Consider the following 18371-nt stretch of genomic DNA (forward strand, 5'->3'; position numbering starts at 1 on the left):
TCACCTGAAGGAGTGCGTGTGTCCGTCACCAGCGAAGCGGCCGCGGAGGTCCCCGCGGCCGGTCACCCGGGCGGTCGGCTCTTCGCCCGCGCCGAGTTCGGCGCCGACCCCTCCCGGGCCTGCCACAGCCTCATCAGACGGCTGCCCGCCGGGACCGGCGCGGTGGCGGTGCGCGCGAACCTGGCCGTGCTGACGGAGCGTCACCCGGCCCTGCGCGATCTGCAGGTGTTCGACGAGACGCTGGACGTCACCGCGGGCGACACCGTCGCGCACCGGCGCCGCACCCGGGAGGCCGGCCGCGCGGTCAACGGCGCCCCGGTCATCGCACGGGCCGTCGTGCTGGACTACGCGGACGGCGCGGCCGACCTGGTGCTGGTGGCACACCGCCGTGCCGTGGACCGGTGTGCCCTGGACGGGCTGGCCACCGCCCTGGCCGACCCGGCTTGTCCCGTGGACCTCCCCGAACCGGCGGCCGGCACGGACTCCGCGCAGGAGGGCCCGCCCGAGCTGCCCTGGGGTCTCGGCGACCCGGCCGGGGCCGGCCGGACCGGCACCGTCGCCCTGACCCCCACGACCGTCACACAGGACGCGGCGGCGCTGCCGGTGGCGGCCACCGCGGCCGTCCTGGCCCGTTACGGCGGGACGGAGCACGCCGAGTTCGCGCTGATCACCGGAAGGCCGGAGGCACCGGACGCGCAGCGGTCGGTCACGCTCCCGGCCGGTGCGGCGACACCCGTGAGCGACCTGCTCGACGCCGCGGCACACGCCGGCACCACCGGCGGCGAGCCGCTGTCCGGTGTGCCGGCGGTCGGGGTCCTGCTGACCGAGGGCCGCGCCGGTGACGACTACCGCCCCGCGCTCGCCCCCGTCTTCCCGGTGACCCTGGCCTGGCAGTACGGCACGGACGGCACCCTGAGCGGGGTCCTGCACTACGACGAGGGGGTCCTGGACCCGGTCGTCGCCCGGCAGTTCGCCGGACACGTCGACCGCCTCGTGGGCGCGCTGGCCCAGGCTCCGGCCGGGACCCGGGTGGGTGACATCGAGCTGGTGGACACCGGGGAGGCCGCCGCGATCGTCGCCGCCGGGCGCACCCCGGCCGGGCGCGACACGGTGGCCGCGCCCGTCCACGAACTGTTCCGCAAGGTGGCCGCCGCCCATCCGGACGCCCCCGCGCTGACCGACGCGGACCACACGCTGAGCTACGCCGAACTGGACGCCCGGTCCGACACGGTCGCCGGCGCGCTGCGCGCACACGGGGTGGCGCCCGGAGACCGGGTCGGTGTGTGCCTCGACCGTGACGCCGGACTGGTGGTCTCTCTGCTCGGGGTGCTCAAGGCCGGTGCGGCCTACGTCCCGATGGATGTCGCGTACCCGGCGGAGCGGCTGGCCCACACGGTGGCCGACTCCGGCGCCCGGACGGTGCTCTCCTCGGCACCGGACTTCCCCGCGGTCGACGGGGTGACCGTCCTGCACCCGGACGGGCTGTCCGGCGCCGGCGGTGAGCCGGTCGCGGACCCGGGCACCGGCCCGGACGACATCGCCTACGTGATCTACACCTCCGGCTCCACCGGCCGGCCCAAGGGCGTCGCGGTGCCCCACCGCAATGTCGGCGCGCTGCTCGCGGCGACCACCAAGGACTTCCGGCTCGGCCCGGCGGACACCTGGACGCTGTTCCACTCCAGCGCGTTCGACTTCTCCGTGTGGGAGATCTGGGGCGCGCTGCTGACCGGCGGGCACCTGGTCGTGGTGCCGTACTTCGTCTCCCGCAGCCCGGAGGACTTCCACGACCTCCTGGTACGGCACCGGGTCACCGTGCTGAACCAGACCCCGTCCGCGTTCGCCATGCTCAAGGAGGTCGACCTGCGGCGCTCGGCCGACCTCGCGGTGCGTCTGGTGGTCTTCGGGGGCGAGCCGCTGGACGTGCGGATGCTGCCGGACTGGTTCCGCCGGCACCCGCACACCCGGTGCCGGATGGTCAACATGTTCGGCATCACCGAGACCACCGTCCACGTCACCAGCCAGACGCTCACCCCGCAGGACACCGGCACCGGATCCCGTTCGGTGGGCCGGGCGCTGCCCGGCTGGTCGGTGTCCGTGCGGGATGCGGCCGGCCGGGTCCAGCCGTTCGGCGTACCCGGCGAGATCTACGTCGGCGGCGCGGGCGTGGCGAGTCACTACCTCAACCAGGAGGAGCTGACGGCCGCCCGGTTCGTGTCCGACCCGGTCACCGGGGAGCGCGTCTACCGCAGCGGTGACCTGGGCCGGCTGCGCCCGGACGGACGCCTGGACCACCTCGGCCGGATCGACGGCCAGGTCAAGGTGCGCGGTTTCCGCATCGAACTCGGCGAGATCCGCTCGGTCCTGCTGGAGGACCAGAACGTCGGCGCCGCGGCGGTCGTGCTGGGCGGCGGCACGGACGACGCGGCCGACGTCCGTCTGGACGCGTACATGGTGGCGAGGCGCGAGGACGTGTCCGTGGAGGACATCCGGCAGCGGGCGGCCCGCTATCTGCCGGACTACATGGTGCCCGCCACGTTCACGTTGCTGCCCGAACTGCCGCTGACCGTCAACGGCAAGGTCGACGTGAGCAGGCTGGAACCGGCGGCCGAACCCGCCCCGGCCGCCACGGCGGGAGAGGCGACGGACGACCCGGTGCTGCGGGTGTGGCGCGAGGTCCTCGGCAAGCAGGTCGGCCCGGACGACGACTTCTTCGCCTACGGCGGCAACTCGCTGCTCGCGGTGCGGCTGTCCGGCGCGCTGCGCAGGGCCGGGCTGCCCCCGGTGTCCCTGCGCGAACTGTACGTGCACCCCACCGCGGCCGAGGTGAGCGCGCTCATCGCCGCCCGCGAGACCGCCGAGGAGCCCGGCGGGCACCCGGCGGCGTAAGCGGGGGCCTGGACCTGGGCGTTAAGGCCAAGGCCCAGACCAAGGCCAAGGCCCAGACCAGGTCTGAGCCTTGGCCTTGGCTTGGCCTTGACCTGAGCCTGGGCCGCCGTCCCGTCGAAGCGGTGCCGGAGGGCGGGGATCGCGGCCCCACCCACGTCAGAGGTCGTGGGAGAGGCCGAGCCCCGTCAGCGCGCCGACCGGGTCCAGGTCGGGGGTGCCGCGCGGCCACCAGTCCTCGCGGCCCGGCTCGGACTCGTAGGCGTACCACAGGCCGTCGCGGCCCAGGCGGAGCTGGAGGTGGCCGTGGGGGTGCGTGAGGTGATTGCGCCAGGGCCGGAAGGCGGGCAGGTCGGCGGCGAGGAGCAGCGGACGGGCCCGGTCGAACCGGCCGGCCGGCGGATCCCAGGGCTCCTCCAGCACGGCGAGGCCCTCCAGCCCGCCCTGCCGCCAGGCGGCGACCGCGCGGGCCAGGTCGGCCGGGGTGCGGCCGGCCGCGGCGGCGAGCGAGGAGTACAACGCCCGGGTGCCGGCGGTGAGTCCCGAGCCGGGACGGGCCGCGGCCAGACGGACCGCGTCCTGCCAGAGGGTCAGCTCCCCGACCGGGTCACGGCCGGTGGTGAGCAGGGCGTGGGCCCGGGCCGCGGCGTCCGTGGCCAGCTGGTCCAGGTCGAAGGGGTCCGGGCCGCCGGGGGACGCCGGGTAGGCCGGGGGTTGTTCCGGGTGCGCGGGCGGGGGCAGCGGCGCGGGAAGGGGCGGCAGGGTGCGCGGCTGGAGCGCCTCCTTGGCGCGCACGCCGGGCAGCGGCGCCGGTTCCCTGTCCTGCGCGGCGCGCGCCGCGCGGGTGGCGCTCAGCCGGGACAGCGCGTCGAGCAGTTGCCGCTCGCCCCGGCCGCGCAGCAGGAGCAGCACGAACGGGTCGGCGTCGAGCAGCCGGGCGGTCTGGTAGCAGAGGGCGGCCGCGTGCTTGCAGGGGTGACCGCGGTCGGGGCAGCTGCACCGGGGCTCCAGGTCGCCGGGGCCGGGCAGCAGGGGGACGCCGCCCTGCGCCAGTGACTGGGGCATCTCCTTGTCGAGCAGCGCCGCGATGTGCCCGGGCCGGTCGGCCGCGGCGTCCAGGAAGCGGTCCCAGTCGGAGTCGCCGAGCGTGCGCAGGCGCACCTGGACGCGGTAGGGCCGGGGGCGGCTGCCCTGCACGTAGGCCAGCACGAGGCCGGGCGTCACCGTGATGGCGTCCACATGCCCCTGCTCGGCGTATCCGCGCCCGCGCTCCAGCCGCTTGACGTCCAGCGCGCCCTGCTCCAGCGCGGACACCCAGGCGTTGCCCCACCAGCTCTCGGCGAACCGGTCACCCTCGCGGGGCGGGAAGGCCGGGAACGTGCGGCGCAGGTCGTTGTCCCGGCCGGGGGCGGCCATCGTGCGCGGGGCCGAGCGGGTGGCGGGGCGGGCGGATACCGGGGTGCGGGGCGACCGGGCCGGTGCCGGCGGGTGCGGGGCGGAGGGCTCGGGGGCAGGAGCCCGGGCGGTGTCCCAGGACGCCGAGGTGTTGTTCTCAAAACTTTCGGGGCTCTCGGAGCCTGCGGAATGCCCGGACCTCCCGGAGGACATGGAGGGAGCGGTGGCCGGGGGCGCCTCGGCGGTGGCCGGGGGCGCCTCGGCGGTCTCCGAAGCGCCCTCACGGCCGGAGGGCGTCCGCTCGGGCTGCGCCGACTCACCGGTGTCGCTCGGGTCGCTCTGGTCGTCCGGGCCATACGGGTCATACGGGTCGTCCGGCAGGTCCGGCAGGTCGGGCATCCGGAACGCGTCCGACAGCAGCCGCTGAACGGCGGGGACTCCCCCGCCGGTGCCGTGGTCGGCCGCGCGCCGCGCGGCCGCCGCCCGTTCGTCCACGTCCTTCTGCCTGGCCCGGCGCCTGCGGCGGGCGCCTTCCCGCTCGGTCGCTTCCCGGGCCCGCCGGGCCTCGTCCCGCGACGCGCGCAGCGCCTCGCGCGCGACGTCCGCCGCACGCGACCCGGGCCGGTCGGCGCCCTCGCCACCCCGGGGAGGGGCAGGAGCGGGCTGGTGTTCCTGCACGCCGTCGGGTGTCCCGGCCGGGGTGGATCCGGCGGGGTCCTCGTGACGCGCAGGGCCGACCGGACCGGCGGGGTCCCGGCGCACCGCTGCGCCGTACTGCCCACCGGCGTCTGGCAGTTGGTCACCGCCCTGCGGCTCCACCGCGCCGGCCCGGCTCCCGGAACGCGTCCGCTCGGCAGCACCGGGGGGAACCTGCCCTGGAGGCGTGGCCGGAGCCGGGGAGCCGACGGTGTCCTCCTCCGTGCCCTCCCCCTCCGGCCGGTCCTCGCCCGCGCGGACGCCGCCCCGCTGCTCGGACACCGCCTTGCGCAGCGCCTCGCGGGCCACGTCCCCGGGGCGTGGGGCCTCCTGGGCAGCGGGCTCTTCGCCCGGGCCCGGTGAAGTCTCCTGGTCCTGGGCCGCCGCCCGGGACCTGGCCTCGCGCAGGGCCCGGCGGGCCTCGTCGGCCGGGCGGGCGTTCACAGCCTGCTCCCCGGGACACGGAGGGTCCCCACGACACGGAGGGTCCCCACGAGGCGGAGGGTCCCCACGAGGCGGAAGGTCCCCGGAACGCCGCTGAGCTCCTGACGGCACGTCATGACGACCTCCGCAGGGACACCAGGTCGGACAGCTCGCGGTCCGTCAGCTCGGTGAGGGCCGACTCGCCGGAGCCGAGGATCGCGTCGGCGAGAGCCCGCTTGGCGTGCAGCATCTCGGCGATGCGGTCCTCGACCGTGCCTTCCGTGATGAGGCGGTGGACCTGCACGGGCTGGGTCTGGCCGATGCGGTAGGCGCGGTCGGTGGCCTGCTCCTCGACGGCCGGGTTCCACCAGCGGTCGAAGTGCACGACGTGGCCCGCGCGGGTGAGGTTCAGGCCGGTGCCGGCCGCCTTCAGGGACAGCACCAGCACCGGGGTCGAGCCGGCCTGGAAGCGGTCGACCATGCGCTCCCGCTCCGGGACCGGCGTGCCGCCGTGCAGGAGGTCGACCGGGACCGCGCGGCCGGCCAGGTGGGAGGTGATCAGACGGGCCATGCCGACGTACTGCGTGAAGACCAGGGCGGAGCCGTCCTCGGCGAGCAGCGTGTCCAGCAACTCGTCCAGCAGGGCGAGCTTGCCGGATCGGGCGGCCTGCCGGTCGCCGGCCGGGACGGGCTCCTCCTTCAGGTACAGCGCGGGGTGGTTGCAGATCTGCTTGAGCGACGTCAGCAGCTTCAGCACCAGGCCCCGGCGCGCCATGCCCTCGGCCGTCTCGATGGCGAGCATCGACTCGCGCACCACCGCCTCGTACAGCGCGGCCTGTTCGCGGGTGAGCGGGACCGGGTGGTCGGTCTCGGTCTTGGGCGGCAGTTCGGGGACGATGCCCGGGTCGGACTTCTTGCGGCGCAGCAGGAAGGGCCGGACCAGACGGGCCAGGCGCCGCACCGCCTCCTCGTCCTCACCGGTCTCCACGGCCCGGGCGTGCCGGGCGCGGAAGGACTTCAGCGGGCCGAGCAGGCCCGGGGTGGTCCAGTCGAGCAGGGCCCACAGCTCCGAGAGGTTGTTCTCGACGGGCGTGCCCGTGAGGGCGACCCGGGCGGGGGCGGGGATGGTGCGCAGCGCCTTGGCCGTGGCGGAGTAGGGGTTCTTGACGTGCTGTGCCTCGTCGGCGACGACCATGCCCCAGGCCTGCTCGGCCAGGGCGGGCGCCGCCGAGCGCATCGTCCCGTACGTGGTGAGGACGAAACCGCCGTCCAGGCCGGACAGGCTGCGCTCGGGGCCGTGGAAGCGGCGGACGGGGACGCCGGGGGCGAAGCGGTTGATCTCGCGCTGCCAGTTGCCGAGCAGCGAGGCCGGGCAGACGACCAGCGTCGGCTCGCGGCGGGCCCTCTTGAGGTGGAGCGCGATGAGCGTGACGGTCTTGCCGAGGCCCATGTCGTCGGCGAGGCAGCCGCCGAGGCCGAGGGAGGTCATCAGGTCGAGCCAGGCCAGGCCGCGCAGCTGGTAGTCACGCAGGGTGGCGTGCAGGCCGGGCGGCGGGTCGGCCGGGCGGATCCCGGCGGTCAGGCGGTCGCGCAGGGCGGCCAGGGCGCCGGCCGGGACGGCCTCGACCGTCTCGCCGTCCACCTCGGCCGTGCCGGTGAGGGCTACGGACAGGGCGTCCACCGGGTCGAGCAGGCCGAGGTCCCGCTTGCGGGCCTTGCGGACGAGGGCCGGGTCGACCAGCACCCAGCGGTCGCGCAGCCGGACGACCGGCCGGTGCGCCTCGGCGAGGGCGTCCATCTCGGCCTCGGTGAGCGGGTCGCCGCCGAGGGCGAGCTGCCAGCGGAAGCCGAGCAGGTCCTCGCTCTCGAAGAAGCCGGTGCCGTCGGTCGCGGAGCCGGGCGCCGGGCGGACCACCGCGGCGGCGGACAGGTCCTGCGCCAGGTCCCTCGGCCAGTGCACGGCGACGCCGGCCGCGGCGAGCCGGGTGGCGGCGACGCCGAGCAGGTCGCCGAGCTCCTCCTCGGTCAGGGCCAGCACATCGGGCACGTCCTGGTCGGTGAGCCGGTCGAGCGGCGGCCAGACCCGGGCCGCGCGGCGGACGGCGAGGGCCGCGTCGACCCGCGCGCGGGGACCGAAGGCGTCGCCGGCCTCCCCCGCCCACAGGGCCGCCGCGTCGGTCACGAGGGTGGGGTCGGCGAGGCTGTGCACCTGGACGACGGCCGCGCCCGCGCCGCGCGCGCCGCCGTCGGGGGTGCCGTCGAACAGGTCGTAGGCCGAGAGGTCCAGGCGGAGCGAGATCCGCACGCCGGCGTCCATGCCGGCGGCGACCTCGGCGGCCCAGTCGTGGGCGCCGGGCAGCCGCGTCGCCTCGCGGGCGGCGAAGGGCCGGCCGGTGGTGTGGGGCGCGGCCGGGGTGCGCGGCAGCGTGTCGGCGACCGCGTCCAGGAAGGCGCGTACCAGCGCTTCCGGCTCGGGCAGGCGGATCGGGCCCGGGCCGGGCAGCGGGACGGCGTGCCCTTCGTGGGGCAGGGCGGCGGCCACGGCACGCAGGTGCGCGATGTCGTCCGGGTCGAGGGGGCCCGCACGCCAGGCGTCGTGTCCCGTGGCGGTGAGGCCCGGCAGCAGCCGGCCCCGCGCGGTGAGCCGCAGGGCGTGCAGGGCGGCCGCGCCCCAGCATGCGGTGGCGGGGTGGGCCGCCGGGTCGTGCCGGGCGCGCACCAGCAGCGGCAGGGCGGTCTCCAGCGGGAGGGTCAGCGCCGGGGCGGTGCGCCGGCGGACCGTCGCGCCGTGCCGTCGTACGACGGTCAGCTGCGTGTCGTCTACGGTCGGCTGCGTGTCGTCGCCGGTCGGCTCCGTGGCGTCGGCGGGCCGGGAGGTGCCGTCGGTGGGGAGCGAGGTGCCGTGGGCGGGCAGCGAGGTGCCGTCGGGGTCCCAGAAGGCGATGCGTCCCTCGCGTGGGAGGGGCGCGGGCAGGAAGACGGCCGGGAGCCGCACCGGGACCGAGGCGTCCCGCGCCCGCTCGGTCCGCGCCACCGTGTCGCCCATACGTCCTGCCACCTCCCGTCCGTCTGTCGGATCGATCGTCTCCGACTCTACGGGCGGGGTCTGACAACCGGTCCCGGTGACGAGGTCAGGGCACCGTCCTGGCCACGACGTACACCCAGGGGTACGCCGGGTTGGACAGGTCCACCACGACGTCGTGCGTGGGGGCCGGGTTCTTCTGCTTGTGGACGAAGCCGTACCACGCGTCGCCCTCGGGGAACTTCCAGCCGGTGATCCTGCGGTCGCGGGCGCCGATGCTGATGTCGCCCTTCTTCAGGTCCGCGCGGGTCACGCCCAGGCCGGTGAGGTAGGCGTCCAGGCCGGCCGCGTTGGTCTCGAACTGGGCGTACAGGCGGCTGGTCTTCCAGTTGTTGGTCTCGTAGTACGCCACGTGCCAGGCGGGGTGCGGGACGGGCACCTGGTAGATGCGGCGCTGGAGCTTGGAGGGCCAGCCCTCGGTGAGGCCGGTCGCCGAGTACTTGGCCTCCTTGTCCTTGCCGCTGTCGCGGCTCTGGTTCGCGGAGATCACCAGGTAGCCGGCCGGGATGCCGATGAGCAGGACGATGATCAGCAGGGTGAGCGCCCTGCGGCGGATCATGTGGCGGCGGTCCTCGACCGGGCGGTCCGGCCCGCCGGGCCAAGGGCCCTGGTGGGGCAGGGATGCGGTCACAGCGTCTCCTGGCTGCTGCGCAGCGACTGCGTGTACCGCTCGTAGCGCTCGAAGCGCTCCACGCGGCGGCGCTTGGCGCGGCGGAAGCGGCGGGCGACCAGCCGGGCGAGGTCGGCGGCGCCGACCATGCCGGCCTCGGGGCCGAGCTGGGCGCGGACGATACGCGCCTCGGGGCGGTAGCCGCGGCCGGTGAGGTGCCGCTTGAAGGCGTCCCGGGCCGGGCCGATCAGCAGGTCGTCGGCGGCCGAGACGCCGCCGCCGATGACGAAGCAGGACGGGTCGAGGGCGGCGGCGAGGTTGGCGATGCCGACGCCGAGCCACTGGCCGATGTCCTGGAGCAGCTCGATGCACATGGCGTCGCCGTCGCGGGCCAGCTCGGTGATCATCGGGCCGGTGATGTCGCCGATGCTGCCCTTGACGTGCTCGATGATCCCGTAGGCGACCGGGGAGTCGGCGGCGGCCAGTTCGCGGGCCTCGCGGACCAGGGCGTTGCCGGAGCTGTACTGCTCCCAGCAGCCGCGGTTGCCGCACGGGCAGCGGTGGCCGCCGGGCACGACCTGCATGTGGCCGAACTCGCCGGCGACGCCGTACTTGCCGCGCTTGACCTGGCCGTCCTCCAGGATGGCGCCGCCGATGCCGGTGCCGAGGGTGATCATGACCAGGTGGTCCTCGCCACGGCCGGCGCCGAAGCGCCACTCGGCCCAGGCGGCGGTGTTGGCGTCGTTGTCGACCAGCACGGGGACCGACAGGCGGCTGGCGAGGCGGTCCCTGAGGGGTTCGTTGCGCCAGGACAGATGGGGGGCGAACAGCACGCGGTTGCGGTCGGCGTCGACCCAGCCGGCCGCGCCGATGCCGACGGCGTGCACGTCGTGCCGGTCGGAGAGGTCCAGGACCAGCTCGGCGATGGTGTCCTCGACGACCTTGGGGCTCTTGGACTTGTCCGGGGTCTCCGTGCGGAGCTTCTCCAGGATGTTGCCGTCGGCGTCGACGACGCCCGCCATCACCTTCGTACCGCCGATGTCGATGCCGACCGTGGGCACCCGGGGGGCCGTCAGGTGCGAGCGGCGCTCCCGGGTGCCGACCGTGCGGAGCACGGTGGCACGGCGGGAGCCGATGGGGGCGGTGAAGTCGCGGTAGGTGCTCATCGCGCCCGATTCTGCCTCACGGGACGGCGGGGTGCGGTGCACAGGGGTGGTGCGGATCGTCGCCGGGTGCCGGTGCGTGGGGGCCCGCCGCGCGGTCGTGCGAGCCTCTCAGGAACGCACGAGCAACTGGAACTCGAAGGAATAGCGCGTCGGGCGGTAGGTGTGGGTGCCGTACTCGACGGCGCGGCCCGTGTCGTCGAACGTGACGCGTTGCATGGTGAGCAGCGGCGCGCCCGCGTCCTCGGCCAGCCGCTCGGCCTCGGCCTGGGTCGCCGCCCGGGCGCCGATCGACTGCCGCGCGCTGTGGAGGGTGATGCCCGCCGCGCGCATCAGGCGGTACAGGCCCGTCGTCTCCAGCTGGCCGGTGTCGAGGTCGATCAGGCCGGGGGGCAGGAAGTTGCACAGGTGGGCCATGGGCTCGCCGTGGGCGAGGCGGAGGCGCTCCACGCGGTGGACGTCGCTGTCCTCGGCGACGCCGAGGGCGGCGGCGACCTCGGCGGAGGCGGGCACGACCGTGTTGACGAGGACCTTGGTGGCGGGGCGCTGGCCCGCCGCCTCCAGGTCGTCGTAGAGGCTGCTCAGCTCCAGTGGGCGCTTGACCTGGCTGTGCACGACCTGGGTGCCGACGCCGCGGCGGCGCACCAGGAGGCCCTTGTCGACGAGCGACTGGATGGCCTGGCGCACGGTCGGCCGGGACAGGCCGAGCCGGGCGGCGAGCTCGATCTCGTTGCCCAGCAGGCTGCCGGGCGTCAGTGTGCCGTGCTCGATCGCCGCCTCCAGCTGCTGGGACAGCTGGAAGTACAACGGCACGGGTGAGCTGCGGTCCACGCTGAGGTCCAGCTGCACGGTCGGGTCCACTTCTGGTTTCGGCACGCGCTGAGCGTAGCTCCGTGCGTTGTTGACGGGAAGTTGTGTAGTCAGATTGTCCGGACATACAGATTGACAGCGGCGGGCTGTACCCGCACTTTGTTCCCATGCGCATCGGCGTCATCGGTACGGGCCGCATCGGCACGATCCACGCGAACACCCTCAGCAGGCACCGCGACGTGGGGTCCTTGATCCTCACGGACGCGGACCCCGCGCGGGCCCAGGACCTGGCGCACCGGCTGGGTGAGACGGCCGCGCCCGGTGTGGAGGAGATCTTCCGCTGGGGGGTCGACGCCGTGGTGATCACGACGGCCACGTCGGCCCACGCCGAACTGATCGGTCGGGCAGCACGCTCGGGGCTGCCGGTGTTCTGCGAGAAGCCCATCGCGCTGGACCTGCCGGGGACGCTGAGCGCGATCGCCGAGGTGGAGACGGCCGGGACGGTGCTGCAGATGGGTTTCCAGCGCCGCTTCGACACGGGCTACGCGGGGGCGCGCGAGGCGGTGCGCGCGGGCCGGCTGGGCCGGCTGCACACCGTGCGGGCGCTGACCAGCGACCAGGTGCCGCCGCCGGCCGCGTGGCTGCCGGTGTCCGGCGGGCTCTACCGGGACACGCTGATCCACGACTTCGACGTGCTGCGCTGGGTGACGGGCCGGGAGGTGGCCGACGTGTACGCCACCGGGTCGGACGCCGGGCCGGCGATGTTCCGTGAGGCCGGGGACGTCGACACCGGGGCGGCGCTGCTCACCCTCGACGACGGCACGCTCGCCACGGTCACCGGAGCCCGGCTGAACGGGGCGGGCTACGACGTGCGCATGGAGCTGGCCGGGGAGCGCGACCAGATCGTGGTGGGGCTGGACGACCGTACGCCGATCGCGTCCACCGAGCCGACCGGGCCGCCGGCCGCGGACAAGCCCTGGACGGGCTTCCTGGAGCGCTTCGGACCGGCCTACGAGGCGGAGCTCAACGCGTTCGTGGAGGTCGTCCGGGGGGAGCGGGCCAACCCCTGCGACGGGCGGGAGGCCCTGCAGGCGCTGCGGGTCGCCGAGGCGTGCGAGGTGTCGCGCCGGGAGCGCAGGCCGGTGCGGCTCGCGGAGATCCCCGGCGGGGCCGCCGCCGCGTTCGCCTGAGGCCCCGCCGCTCAGCGCCCCTGGGGCTGCTGCCGCTCGGGGTGCTCCCGGCGGCCCTCGTCCTCGTCGTCGAGGAGGCCCGCGTCGTAGGCGAGCAGCGCGATCTGCACGCGGTTGTCCAGTCCGAGCTTGGCCAGGACGCGGGAGACGTGCGTCTTGACGGTGGCGACGCTCATGTAGAGGCCGGCGGCGATGTCGGCGTTGGACAGGCCGCGGCCGACGGCGACGGCGACCTCGCGCTCGCGGTCGTTGAGGCCGGCCATGCGCGCGCGGGCGCGCGTGCGGCGGGTGTCGGCGGCCGTGCCCGCGGCGTGCCGCATCAGCTGGCGGGTGACGGCGGGCGACAGGACCGGGTCGCCGGCCGCGACGCGGCGCACCGCCGTGAGGATCTCGGCGGGCGGGGTGTCCTTGAGGACGAACCCGGCGGCACCCGCGCGCAGCGCCCGCAGCACCTGTTCGTCGGCGTGGAACGTGGTGAGGACGATCACCTGCGGTGCCTTCTCGCGGCCGCGGAGCCGCTCGGTGGCGGTGAGGCCGTCCACGCCCGGCATCCGGATGTCCATGAGCACGACGTCGGGGCGGACGCGGTCGACGAGGGACTCCACCTCGCCCCCGTCGGCCGCCTCGCCGACGATCTCGATGTCGCCGGCCCCGCCCAGCATGAGGGACAGCCCGGCCCGCACCAGCGGATCGTCGTCGACGAGGAGGAGTCTGATCGCAGTCATGGCGCTTACGTAACCACGGCTGCCGCGCGGGCAGGGCGGGAACGGCGGCGGCACCGGCACGGCGACGGGGCGCCGGCCGGGCGGCACCGGCACGGCGACGGGGCGCCGGCCGCGCGGCCCCCGCCCCTCACCCCCACGGCAGCCACGCCCGGACCTCGAACCCGCCCTGCGGCGTGGCGCCGTGCTCCAGCCGGCCGCCCGCGAGGGTCGCCCGTTCCGTCAGGCCGATCAGCCCCTGCCCGGAGCCGGGGACGGGAGGCACCTCCCCCGCCGGGGCCGGGTTGCGCAGCGAGACGGTGAGTCCGTCGCCCGGCGCTCCCGTCACCGAGACCGTGACCTCCGTGCCGGGGGCGTGCTTGCGGGCGTTGGTCAGGCCCTCCTGGGCGATCCGGTAGGCGGTGCGGCCGACGGACGACGGGACGGCGGCCGGGTCGTCGACGCGCAGGTCGAGGGCGACCTTCATGCCCGCCTCCCGGGACTCGGCGACCAGGGTGTCCAGCGCCGCGAGCGTCGGCTGCGGACGGCCGGTGTCGTCCGGCTCGCCGGCCCGCAGCACGCCGATGATCTCCCGCAGGTCCTGCAGCGCCTCGTGCGCGCTCTCCCGGATCACGCCCGCCGCCCGGGCCGTCTCCGCCGGCGGCGCGTCCGGCCGGAACTCCAGGGCGCCCGCGTGCACGCTGAGCAGGGTCAGCCGGTGCGCGAGCACGTCGTGCATCTCGCGCGCGATGGCCTCGCGGGCGAGCCGCTGGGCCTGCTCGGCCCGTAGCCGCGCCTCCGTCTCGGCCCGCCGGGCGCGGTCCCTGAGGCTGACCATGAGCTGCCGCTTGGCCCGCACGAACATGCCCCAGCCGACGACCGCCGCGGTGAGCAGCACGACGAACGGCACGCTCACCACGTAGGGGACGTCCGTGTCGGGGCGCAGCCAGAAGTAGAGGGGAACCAGGGCCGTGTTGACGCCGCCCACCCAGGCCGCGTAGCGGAAGGGGCGGTGCACGGCCAGCGTGAACAGCGCGATCATGCCGGCGCCGCCCGCGGTGTCCGAGACGAAGGTGACGGGGACCATCGCCACGGCCAGCCCCAGCGGCCAGCGGCGGCGCAGCCACACCGCCGCGCAGGCCAGCGCGCCGACGACCTGGTCGACGACGGCGAGTCCCTGCGGGATGTGCGGGTTGCGCAGGAGCGCGTCGAGGGCCGTCGCGCCCACGACGACCGCGAGCAGGAAGCAGGAGAAGTCCACCGCCCAGTCGCGGGCGGTGCGCCGGGGCCGCGCCGCGCCGGGGTCGAGTTCGTGCAGCAGGGCGGAGGGGATGAACCACCGGGGCCCGGTGAAGAGCGCCAGCGTCTGCTCCGCCGGCACCGTGGAGGTCCGCGCCGCGTTCTCACCGTTCACGGTCGACGAATCTACGCAGCCCGGGGCCTGTTCGGCCGCCCCGCTGCCCGGATCGTCGACCGAAGTCGCACCGGTGCCGACTTTCGGCGCGGCCGGCCCGCCGGAGCGTGGACTTCCGTCCCCGGGAGCTCGCCCCGCGGCCGATGTGCGAGGGGGGTCCGCGGGGCGAGGGTCGGGAGGCATGAAGCAGCTACTGGAGATGCTCGGCTTCCTCGCCGTGGTGCAGGGCGTGGCGGGGCTGGTGCACGAGTTCACCGACTGGGACTGGGGCCTCGTGCAGCGTCTGGGGTTCCTCGACGGCCACGAGGTCTACGCGAGCGTCGCCCTGCTGGTGCTGGGCGTCGCCCTGTTCGCGGCGGCCGGGAGCCGGAAGTCCGTGTGAGGTCCGCCGGACGCGACGGACTTCCGGCCGGTGTGCGCCGAGGAGGGGCCCGGTTCAGCAGCCGTGGTCGATCAGGTCGAACGACGCGTAGTGGTCGGCCGTGTAGTAGTCCTCCTGGCTCCGCTCACCGGTGACGATGCGCCGGGCGCCGCGGGTGGAGGAGCCCGGGGTGATGACCGTGTACTCGTGGTAGTAGCCGGACGACTGGCTCGGCAGGATGCCCTCCCGGTTCTGGAAGACGGTGCCGTCCTGGTCGAAGGGGTAGGGGCCGCCCTGCTCGATCAGGTCGAGCGTGTCGTGGGCCTGCGAGGGCAGGGCGCTGTAGCAGATGTCGCCGACGGCTGTGGGGGCCGCGGTGGCGGTGGTGGCGGTGACCGAACCGCCGACGAGCAGGGCGGACAGGAGGGCGGCTGCTGCGCCGAGCCGCGAGGCGCGTGGGGGGAAATTCATGCGCACATGATGACGCGCGTAGACAGTGGCATGTCAATGACAAGTCGAGAGATTTTCCCGTCTCGTCCCGTGAGTTCGCGGGAAGTTAACCTGCCGCGTGCCGCCGCCGGACGGGCTCTAGGCGCCCTCCGGCAGTCCGAACTCGCCATACTGCGGGCGGCCCGCCACGTCGTACGTCTGCACCGAGACGCCCGCGCCGGTGACACTGCCCCCGGCGTGCTCGAAGGCGGTCGGCGCGGCGCCCTCGGGGAACAGCCGGAAGCCGGAGCCGAGCACCACGGGGAAGGTCAGCAGGTGGAGGGTGTCGACGAGGCCGAGCTGCACCAGGGAGCGGACCAGGGCCCCGCTGCCGTGCACCTGGACCTCGCCGTCGGTGCGCTCCTTCAGGGCGGTGACCTCCTCGGCGAGATCGCCGGAGAGCACGGTGGTGCCCGCCCAGCCGGGGTCCGTCAGGGTCGCCGAAGGCACGTACTTCGGCAGGGAGTTGAGTTTGGAGGCGACCGGGTCGGCGGGGTCGGTCACCTTCGGCCAGTAGGTGGCGAAGATGTCGTAGGTCCGGCGGCCCAGCAGGAAGGCGCCCGGGCGGGCGAAGACCTCGTTGATGAACCGGCCGAAGTCCTCGTCGGCGTACGGGAAGCTCCAGCCGCCGTGGGTGAAACCGCCCCGGGTGTCCTCCCGCGGGCCGCCCGGCGCCTGGTAGACGCCGTCGAGGGTGATGAAGAGCGTGGAGACGAGCTTGCCCATGGCGGGTGTCTTCCTTCCGGAGCCGGTGGGTGCGAGGTCTTGGTGCCATCGGTTCAGACCCCGCCGGGCCCCGCAACCCGTCGCTGGGCCGTCCGGCGTGCCCCGCCCGGCCGGCCGGGCGGGAACTCGACGTCCGTTCGCCGCCAGCACGGCCCCGGGGTGGCGGGTGGGATGGAGGCATGACTTCACAGGGAACTCTTGACGGCAAGGTGGCTCTCGTGACCGGCGGGAGCCGGGGCATCGGTGCCGCGGCGGCTCTGCGGCTGGCCCTGGAGGGCGCGGACGTGGCGGTGAGCTACGTGAACGGCAAGGAGGCCGCCGAGGAGGTCGTCCGGGCCGTGGAGGGGCTGGGGCGGCGGGCGGTGGCGCTGCGCGCGGACGCGGCGGATCCGGCCGAGGCGGCCGGTGTGGTGGACGCGGCGGCCGAGGCGCTGGGCGGTCTCGACGTCCTGGTGAACAACGCGGGCGTAGGGGTGCTCGGGCCGCTGGAGACCCTGTCCCTCGCGCAGGTGGACCGAGTCCTCGCGGTGAACGTCCGCGCCGTCTTCCTGGCCTCCCAGGCGGCCGCGGCGCTGATGCGCGAAGGCGGGCGGATCATCACGGTCGGCAGTTGCATGGCCCAGCGGGTACCGGGGCCGGGCGGGACGCTCTACACGATGAGCAAGTCCGCGCTGACCGGCCTGACCCGGGCGCTGGCCCGGGAGCTGGGGGGACGGGGCATCACGGCGAACCTCGTGCACCCCGGCCCGATCGACACGGACATGAACCCCGCGGACGGCCCCTGGGCGGCCGGGCAGGCGGCACTGACCGCGCTGGGCCGCTTCGGGACGGCCGGCGAGGTGGCGTCGACGGTCGCGTACCTCGCGGGGGCGACGTTCGTGACGGGAGCGGAGTTCGCCGTGGACGGCGGCCACGCGGCGTGACGCGCCTGCGGCACGGCGGGGCGTGAGCCAGCCAGCCCGGGCCGCGTGCAGCGGCTCCCGGCGTGGGGCGCACCCTTGAAGCACGCCGGGACGCGCGCTGCGACTCCCGAGGTGAGGCACACGCGTGCGGCACGCCGGAACGCGTGCAGTGGCTCCGGAAGTGAGGCACACCCGTGCGGCACGTCGGCACGTCGGCACGTGGGACAGGCCGGACGCCTCCAGCCGCTCCCGACGGGAGACGCACCCGTACGGCACGCCGGGACGTGAGACAAGCCCGGGCACGTGCAACCACTCCCGGTGTGGGGCTCGCGCAGCAGCCGTGGGGCACACCGGTGCCGGCCGGTGTGCCCCATGGGTCGGGGTCGGCTCAGCCGCCCAGCTCCTGGTGGCGGGCCACCAGGCGGCTCGTGCCCTCCTGGGTGAGGGAGCCGAACAGGCGCAGGCGGGAGATGCCGCCGTCCGGGAAGATGTCCACGCGCGCGTGCGTGCCCACGGCCGGCTCCGGCAGGACGAAGCGGTGGTCGGTGTCGGGCTGGAGACGGGTGCGGGGCAGGATCTCCCGCCAGTCGCCGTCCTCGCCGTCCCTCACCGACACCGACGCCCAGCCGGCGCTGTTGCCCTTGAGGTAGGCGGTGTCGATCTCCAGGGCGCGGATCTCCGCCTGGGCGGCGAGCCGGTAGCGGATCCAGTCGTGGCCCGTGTCGCGGCGGCGGCGCGTCTCCCAGCCGTCGTCCATCTTGCGGGAGCGGCCCGGCTGGATGGTGTTGGTGGCGGGCGAGTAGAAGAGGTCGGAGGCGTCCTCGACCCGGCCGCCGTTCTCCAGGGCGACGACGTCGAAGGTGCCGAGCGCCGCGAGCCACGCCGGGTCGGGGACGACCTCGCCGTGGACGCGCAGGCGGGCGATGCCACCGTCGGGGTGCTGGTTGACCCGCAGGTGCGTGAAGCGCTGCTCGACGGCGACGTCGAAACCGTTCGCCGCGTGGCCGCCGACCGCGGTGCGCGGCACCAGGGTCGTCCACTTCACGTCGTCCCCGAGCAGTTCCTCCGGCGACGGGGAGCCCGGCACGCAGGCGCCCTCGACGGAGACGGCCTGCGGGTAGTTGCCCCGGAAGTGGGCGGTGTCGACGACGATCCCGCGGATCACTCCGGGGGCACCGAGGCGGACGAGCGCCCAGTCGTGGTCCTCGGCGGTCGGCCACGGGTGCTCGGCGGAGGCGCCACGGCGCCGGCGCGTCTCCCAGCCGTCCATGATCTTGCCCTTGTGCCCGAAGTGCTCCGGGTCGAACTCGGCGCGCTCGGGCACCAGCAGGTTCTCGCGCTGGGCGAAGAACTCGTCGTTGGCGGCGATGACTCCGGCCCCGAGGCGCCGGTCGGCGAGATCGGCGTACGGGGTGAAGGGGAAGTCGGCGGTGCGGTAGTCCGCGTAGGGGTCGCCGCCTCCGTAGGGGCTCGCGTCGCCGGTGAAACGGGGAATCGCCGTCACGATGATCAGGTCTTCCTTTCGG

At 75.1% G+C, this 18371-nt stretch carries 14 protein-coding genes; 4 read left to right on the forward strand and 10 right to left on the reverse strand.

All coding sequences use genetic code 11. From position 1 onward, the window contains the following. Positions 1 to 18 precede the first annotated feature (18 nt). Entirely contained in the window at positions 19 to 2886 is a 2868-nt protein-coding gene (locus ACPXCS_RS36180; RefSeq protein ID WP_425944552.1) for an amino acid adenylation domain-containing protein, read from the forward strand. Positions 2887 to 3042: 156 nt separating this feature from the next. Here the strand turns inward: ACPXCS_RS36180 and ACPXCS_RS36185 are convergent, their stop codons facing one another. The 5 genes from ACPXCS_RS36185 to ACPXCS_RS36205 all read right to left on the reverse strand — a co-directional run bounded on the left by ACPXCS_RS36185 (position 3043) and on the right by ACPXCS_RS36205 (position 11101). Next, positions 3043 to 5418, reverse strand: a complete 2376-nt coding sequence (locus ACPXCS_RS36185) for an SWIM zinc finger family protein (protein WP_425944553.1) — start codon at positions 5416 to 5418, stop codon at positions 3043 to 3045. 112 nt (positions 5419 to 5530) lie between these two features. Continuing rightward, positions 5531 to 8443 carry a DEAD/DEAH box helicase gene (locus ACPXCS_RS36190; RefSeq protein ID WP_425944554.1) on the reverse strand — a complete coding sequence of 971 codons (2913 nt, stop codon included), beginning with the start codon at positions 8441 to 8443 and terminating at the stop codon, positions 5531 to 5533. Positions 8444 to 8528: 85 nt separating this feature from the next. After that, entirely contained in the window at positions 8529 to 9110 is a 582-nt protein-coding gene (locus ACPXCS_RS36195; RefSeq protein WP_425944555.1) for a sugar kinase, read from the reverse strand. Continuing rightward, on the reverse strand, positions 9107 to 10255 hold the full coding sequence (locus ACPXCS_RS36200) for an ROK family glucokinase (protein WP_309094958.1): 1149 nt from the start codon (positions 10253 to 10255) through the stop codon (positions 9107 to 9109). Before ACPXCS_RS36200 ends, ACPXCS_RS36195 begins: the two co-directional genes overlap by 4 nt. A gap of 108 nt (positions 10256 to 10363) precedes the next feature. Further along, a complete protein-coding gene (locus ACPXCS_RS36205; RefSeq protein WP_425944956.1) occupies positions 10364 to 11101 on the reverse strand; it encodes a GntR family transcriptional regulator in 738 nt (245 codons plus the stop codon). A 128-nt stretch (positions 11102 to 11229) separates the two neighbouring features. On the opposite strand from ACPXCS_RS36205, the gene ACPXCS_RS36210 reads away from it, so the two are divergent. Next, positions 11230 to 12252, forward strand: a complete 1023-nt coding sequence (locus ACPXCS_RS36210; protein WP_425944556.1) for a Gfo/Idh/MocA family protein — start codon at positions 11230 to 11232, stop codon at positions 12250 to 12252. Positions 12253 to 12263: 11 nt separating this feature from the next. Here ACPXCS_RS36210 and ACPXCS_RS36215 read toward each other — a convergent pair whose 3' ends face one another. Both ACPXCS_RS36215 and ACPXCS_RS36220 read right to left on the reverse strand, forming a co-directional pair. Beyond that, on the reverse strand, positions 12264 to 12977 hold the full coding sequence (locus ACPXCS_RS36215; RefSeq protein WP_425944557.1) for a response regulator transcription factor: 714 nt from the start codon (positions 12975 to 12977) through the stop codon (positions 12264 to 12266). 127 nt (positions 12978 to 13104) lie between these two features. Then, the gene (locus ACPXCS_RS36220) at positions 13105 to 14367 is read right to left on the reverse strand and encodes a sensor histidine kinase (RefSeq protein WP_425944558.1); all 1263 of its coding nucleotides are present in this window, start codon (positions 14365 to 14367) and stop codon (positions 13105 to 13107) included. 181 nt (positions 14368 to 14548) lie between these two features. Between ACPXCS_RS36220 and ACPXCS_RS36225 the strand changes: the two genes are divergently transcribed. Continuing rightward, entirely contained in the window at positions 14549 to 14749 is a 201-nt protein-coding gene (locus ACPXCS_RS36225) for a hypothetical protein (RefSeq protein ID WP_425944559.1), read from the forward strand. A 54-nt stretch (positions 14750 to 14803) separates the two neighbouring features. Here the strand turns inward: ACPXCS_RS36225 and ACPXCS_RS36230 are convergent, their stop codons facing one another. Further along, positions 14804 to 15199 carry a ribonuclease gene (locus tag ACPXCS_RS36230; RefSeq protein ID WP_425944560.1) on the reverse strand — a complete coding sequence of 132 codons (396 nt, stop codon included), beginning with the start codon at positions 15197 to 15199 and terminating at the stop codon, positions 14804 to 14806. Positions 15200 to 15316: 117 nt separating this feature from the next. Continuing rightward, the gene (locus ACPXCS_RS36235) at positions 15317 to 15943 is read right to left on the reverse strand and encodes a dihydrofolate reductase family protein (RefSeq protein WP_425944561.1); all 627 of its coding nucleotides are present in this window, start codon (positions 15941 to 15943) and stop codon (positions 15317 to 15319) included. Between the two features lie 179 nt (positions 15944 to 16122). Between ACPXCS_RS36235 and ACPXCS_RS36240 the strand changes: the two genes are divergently transcribed. Then, complete coding sequence (locus ACPXCS_RS36240; RefSeq protein ID WP_425944562.1) at positions 16123 to 16866, forward strand: SDR family NAD(P)-dependent oxidoreductase; 744 nt, start codon at positions 16123 to 16125, stop codon at positions 16864 to 16866. A gap of 367 nt (positions 16867 to 17233) precedes the next feature. On the opposite strand, the gene alc is transcribed toward ACPXCS_RS36240, so the two are convergent. Further along, on the reverse strand, positions 17234 to 18349 hold the full coding sequence (gene alc, locus ACPXCS_RS36245; protein WP_425944563.1) for an allantoicase: 1116 nt from the start codon (positions 18347 to 18349) through the stop codon (positions 17234 to 17236). Positions 18350 to 18371: the final 22 nt, after the last annotated feature.

Source organism: Streptomyces sp. DT190, from assembly GCF_049846985.1.
Classification (GTDB): Bacteria; Actinomycetota; Actinomycetes; order Streptomycetales; family Streptomycetaceae; genus Streptomyces.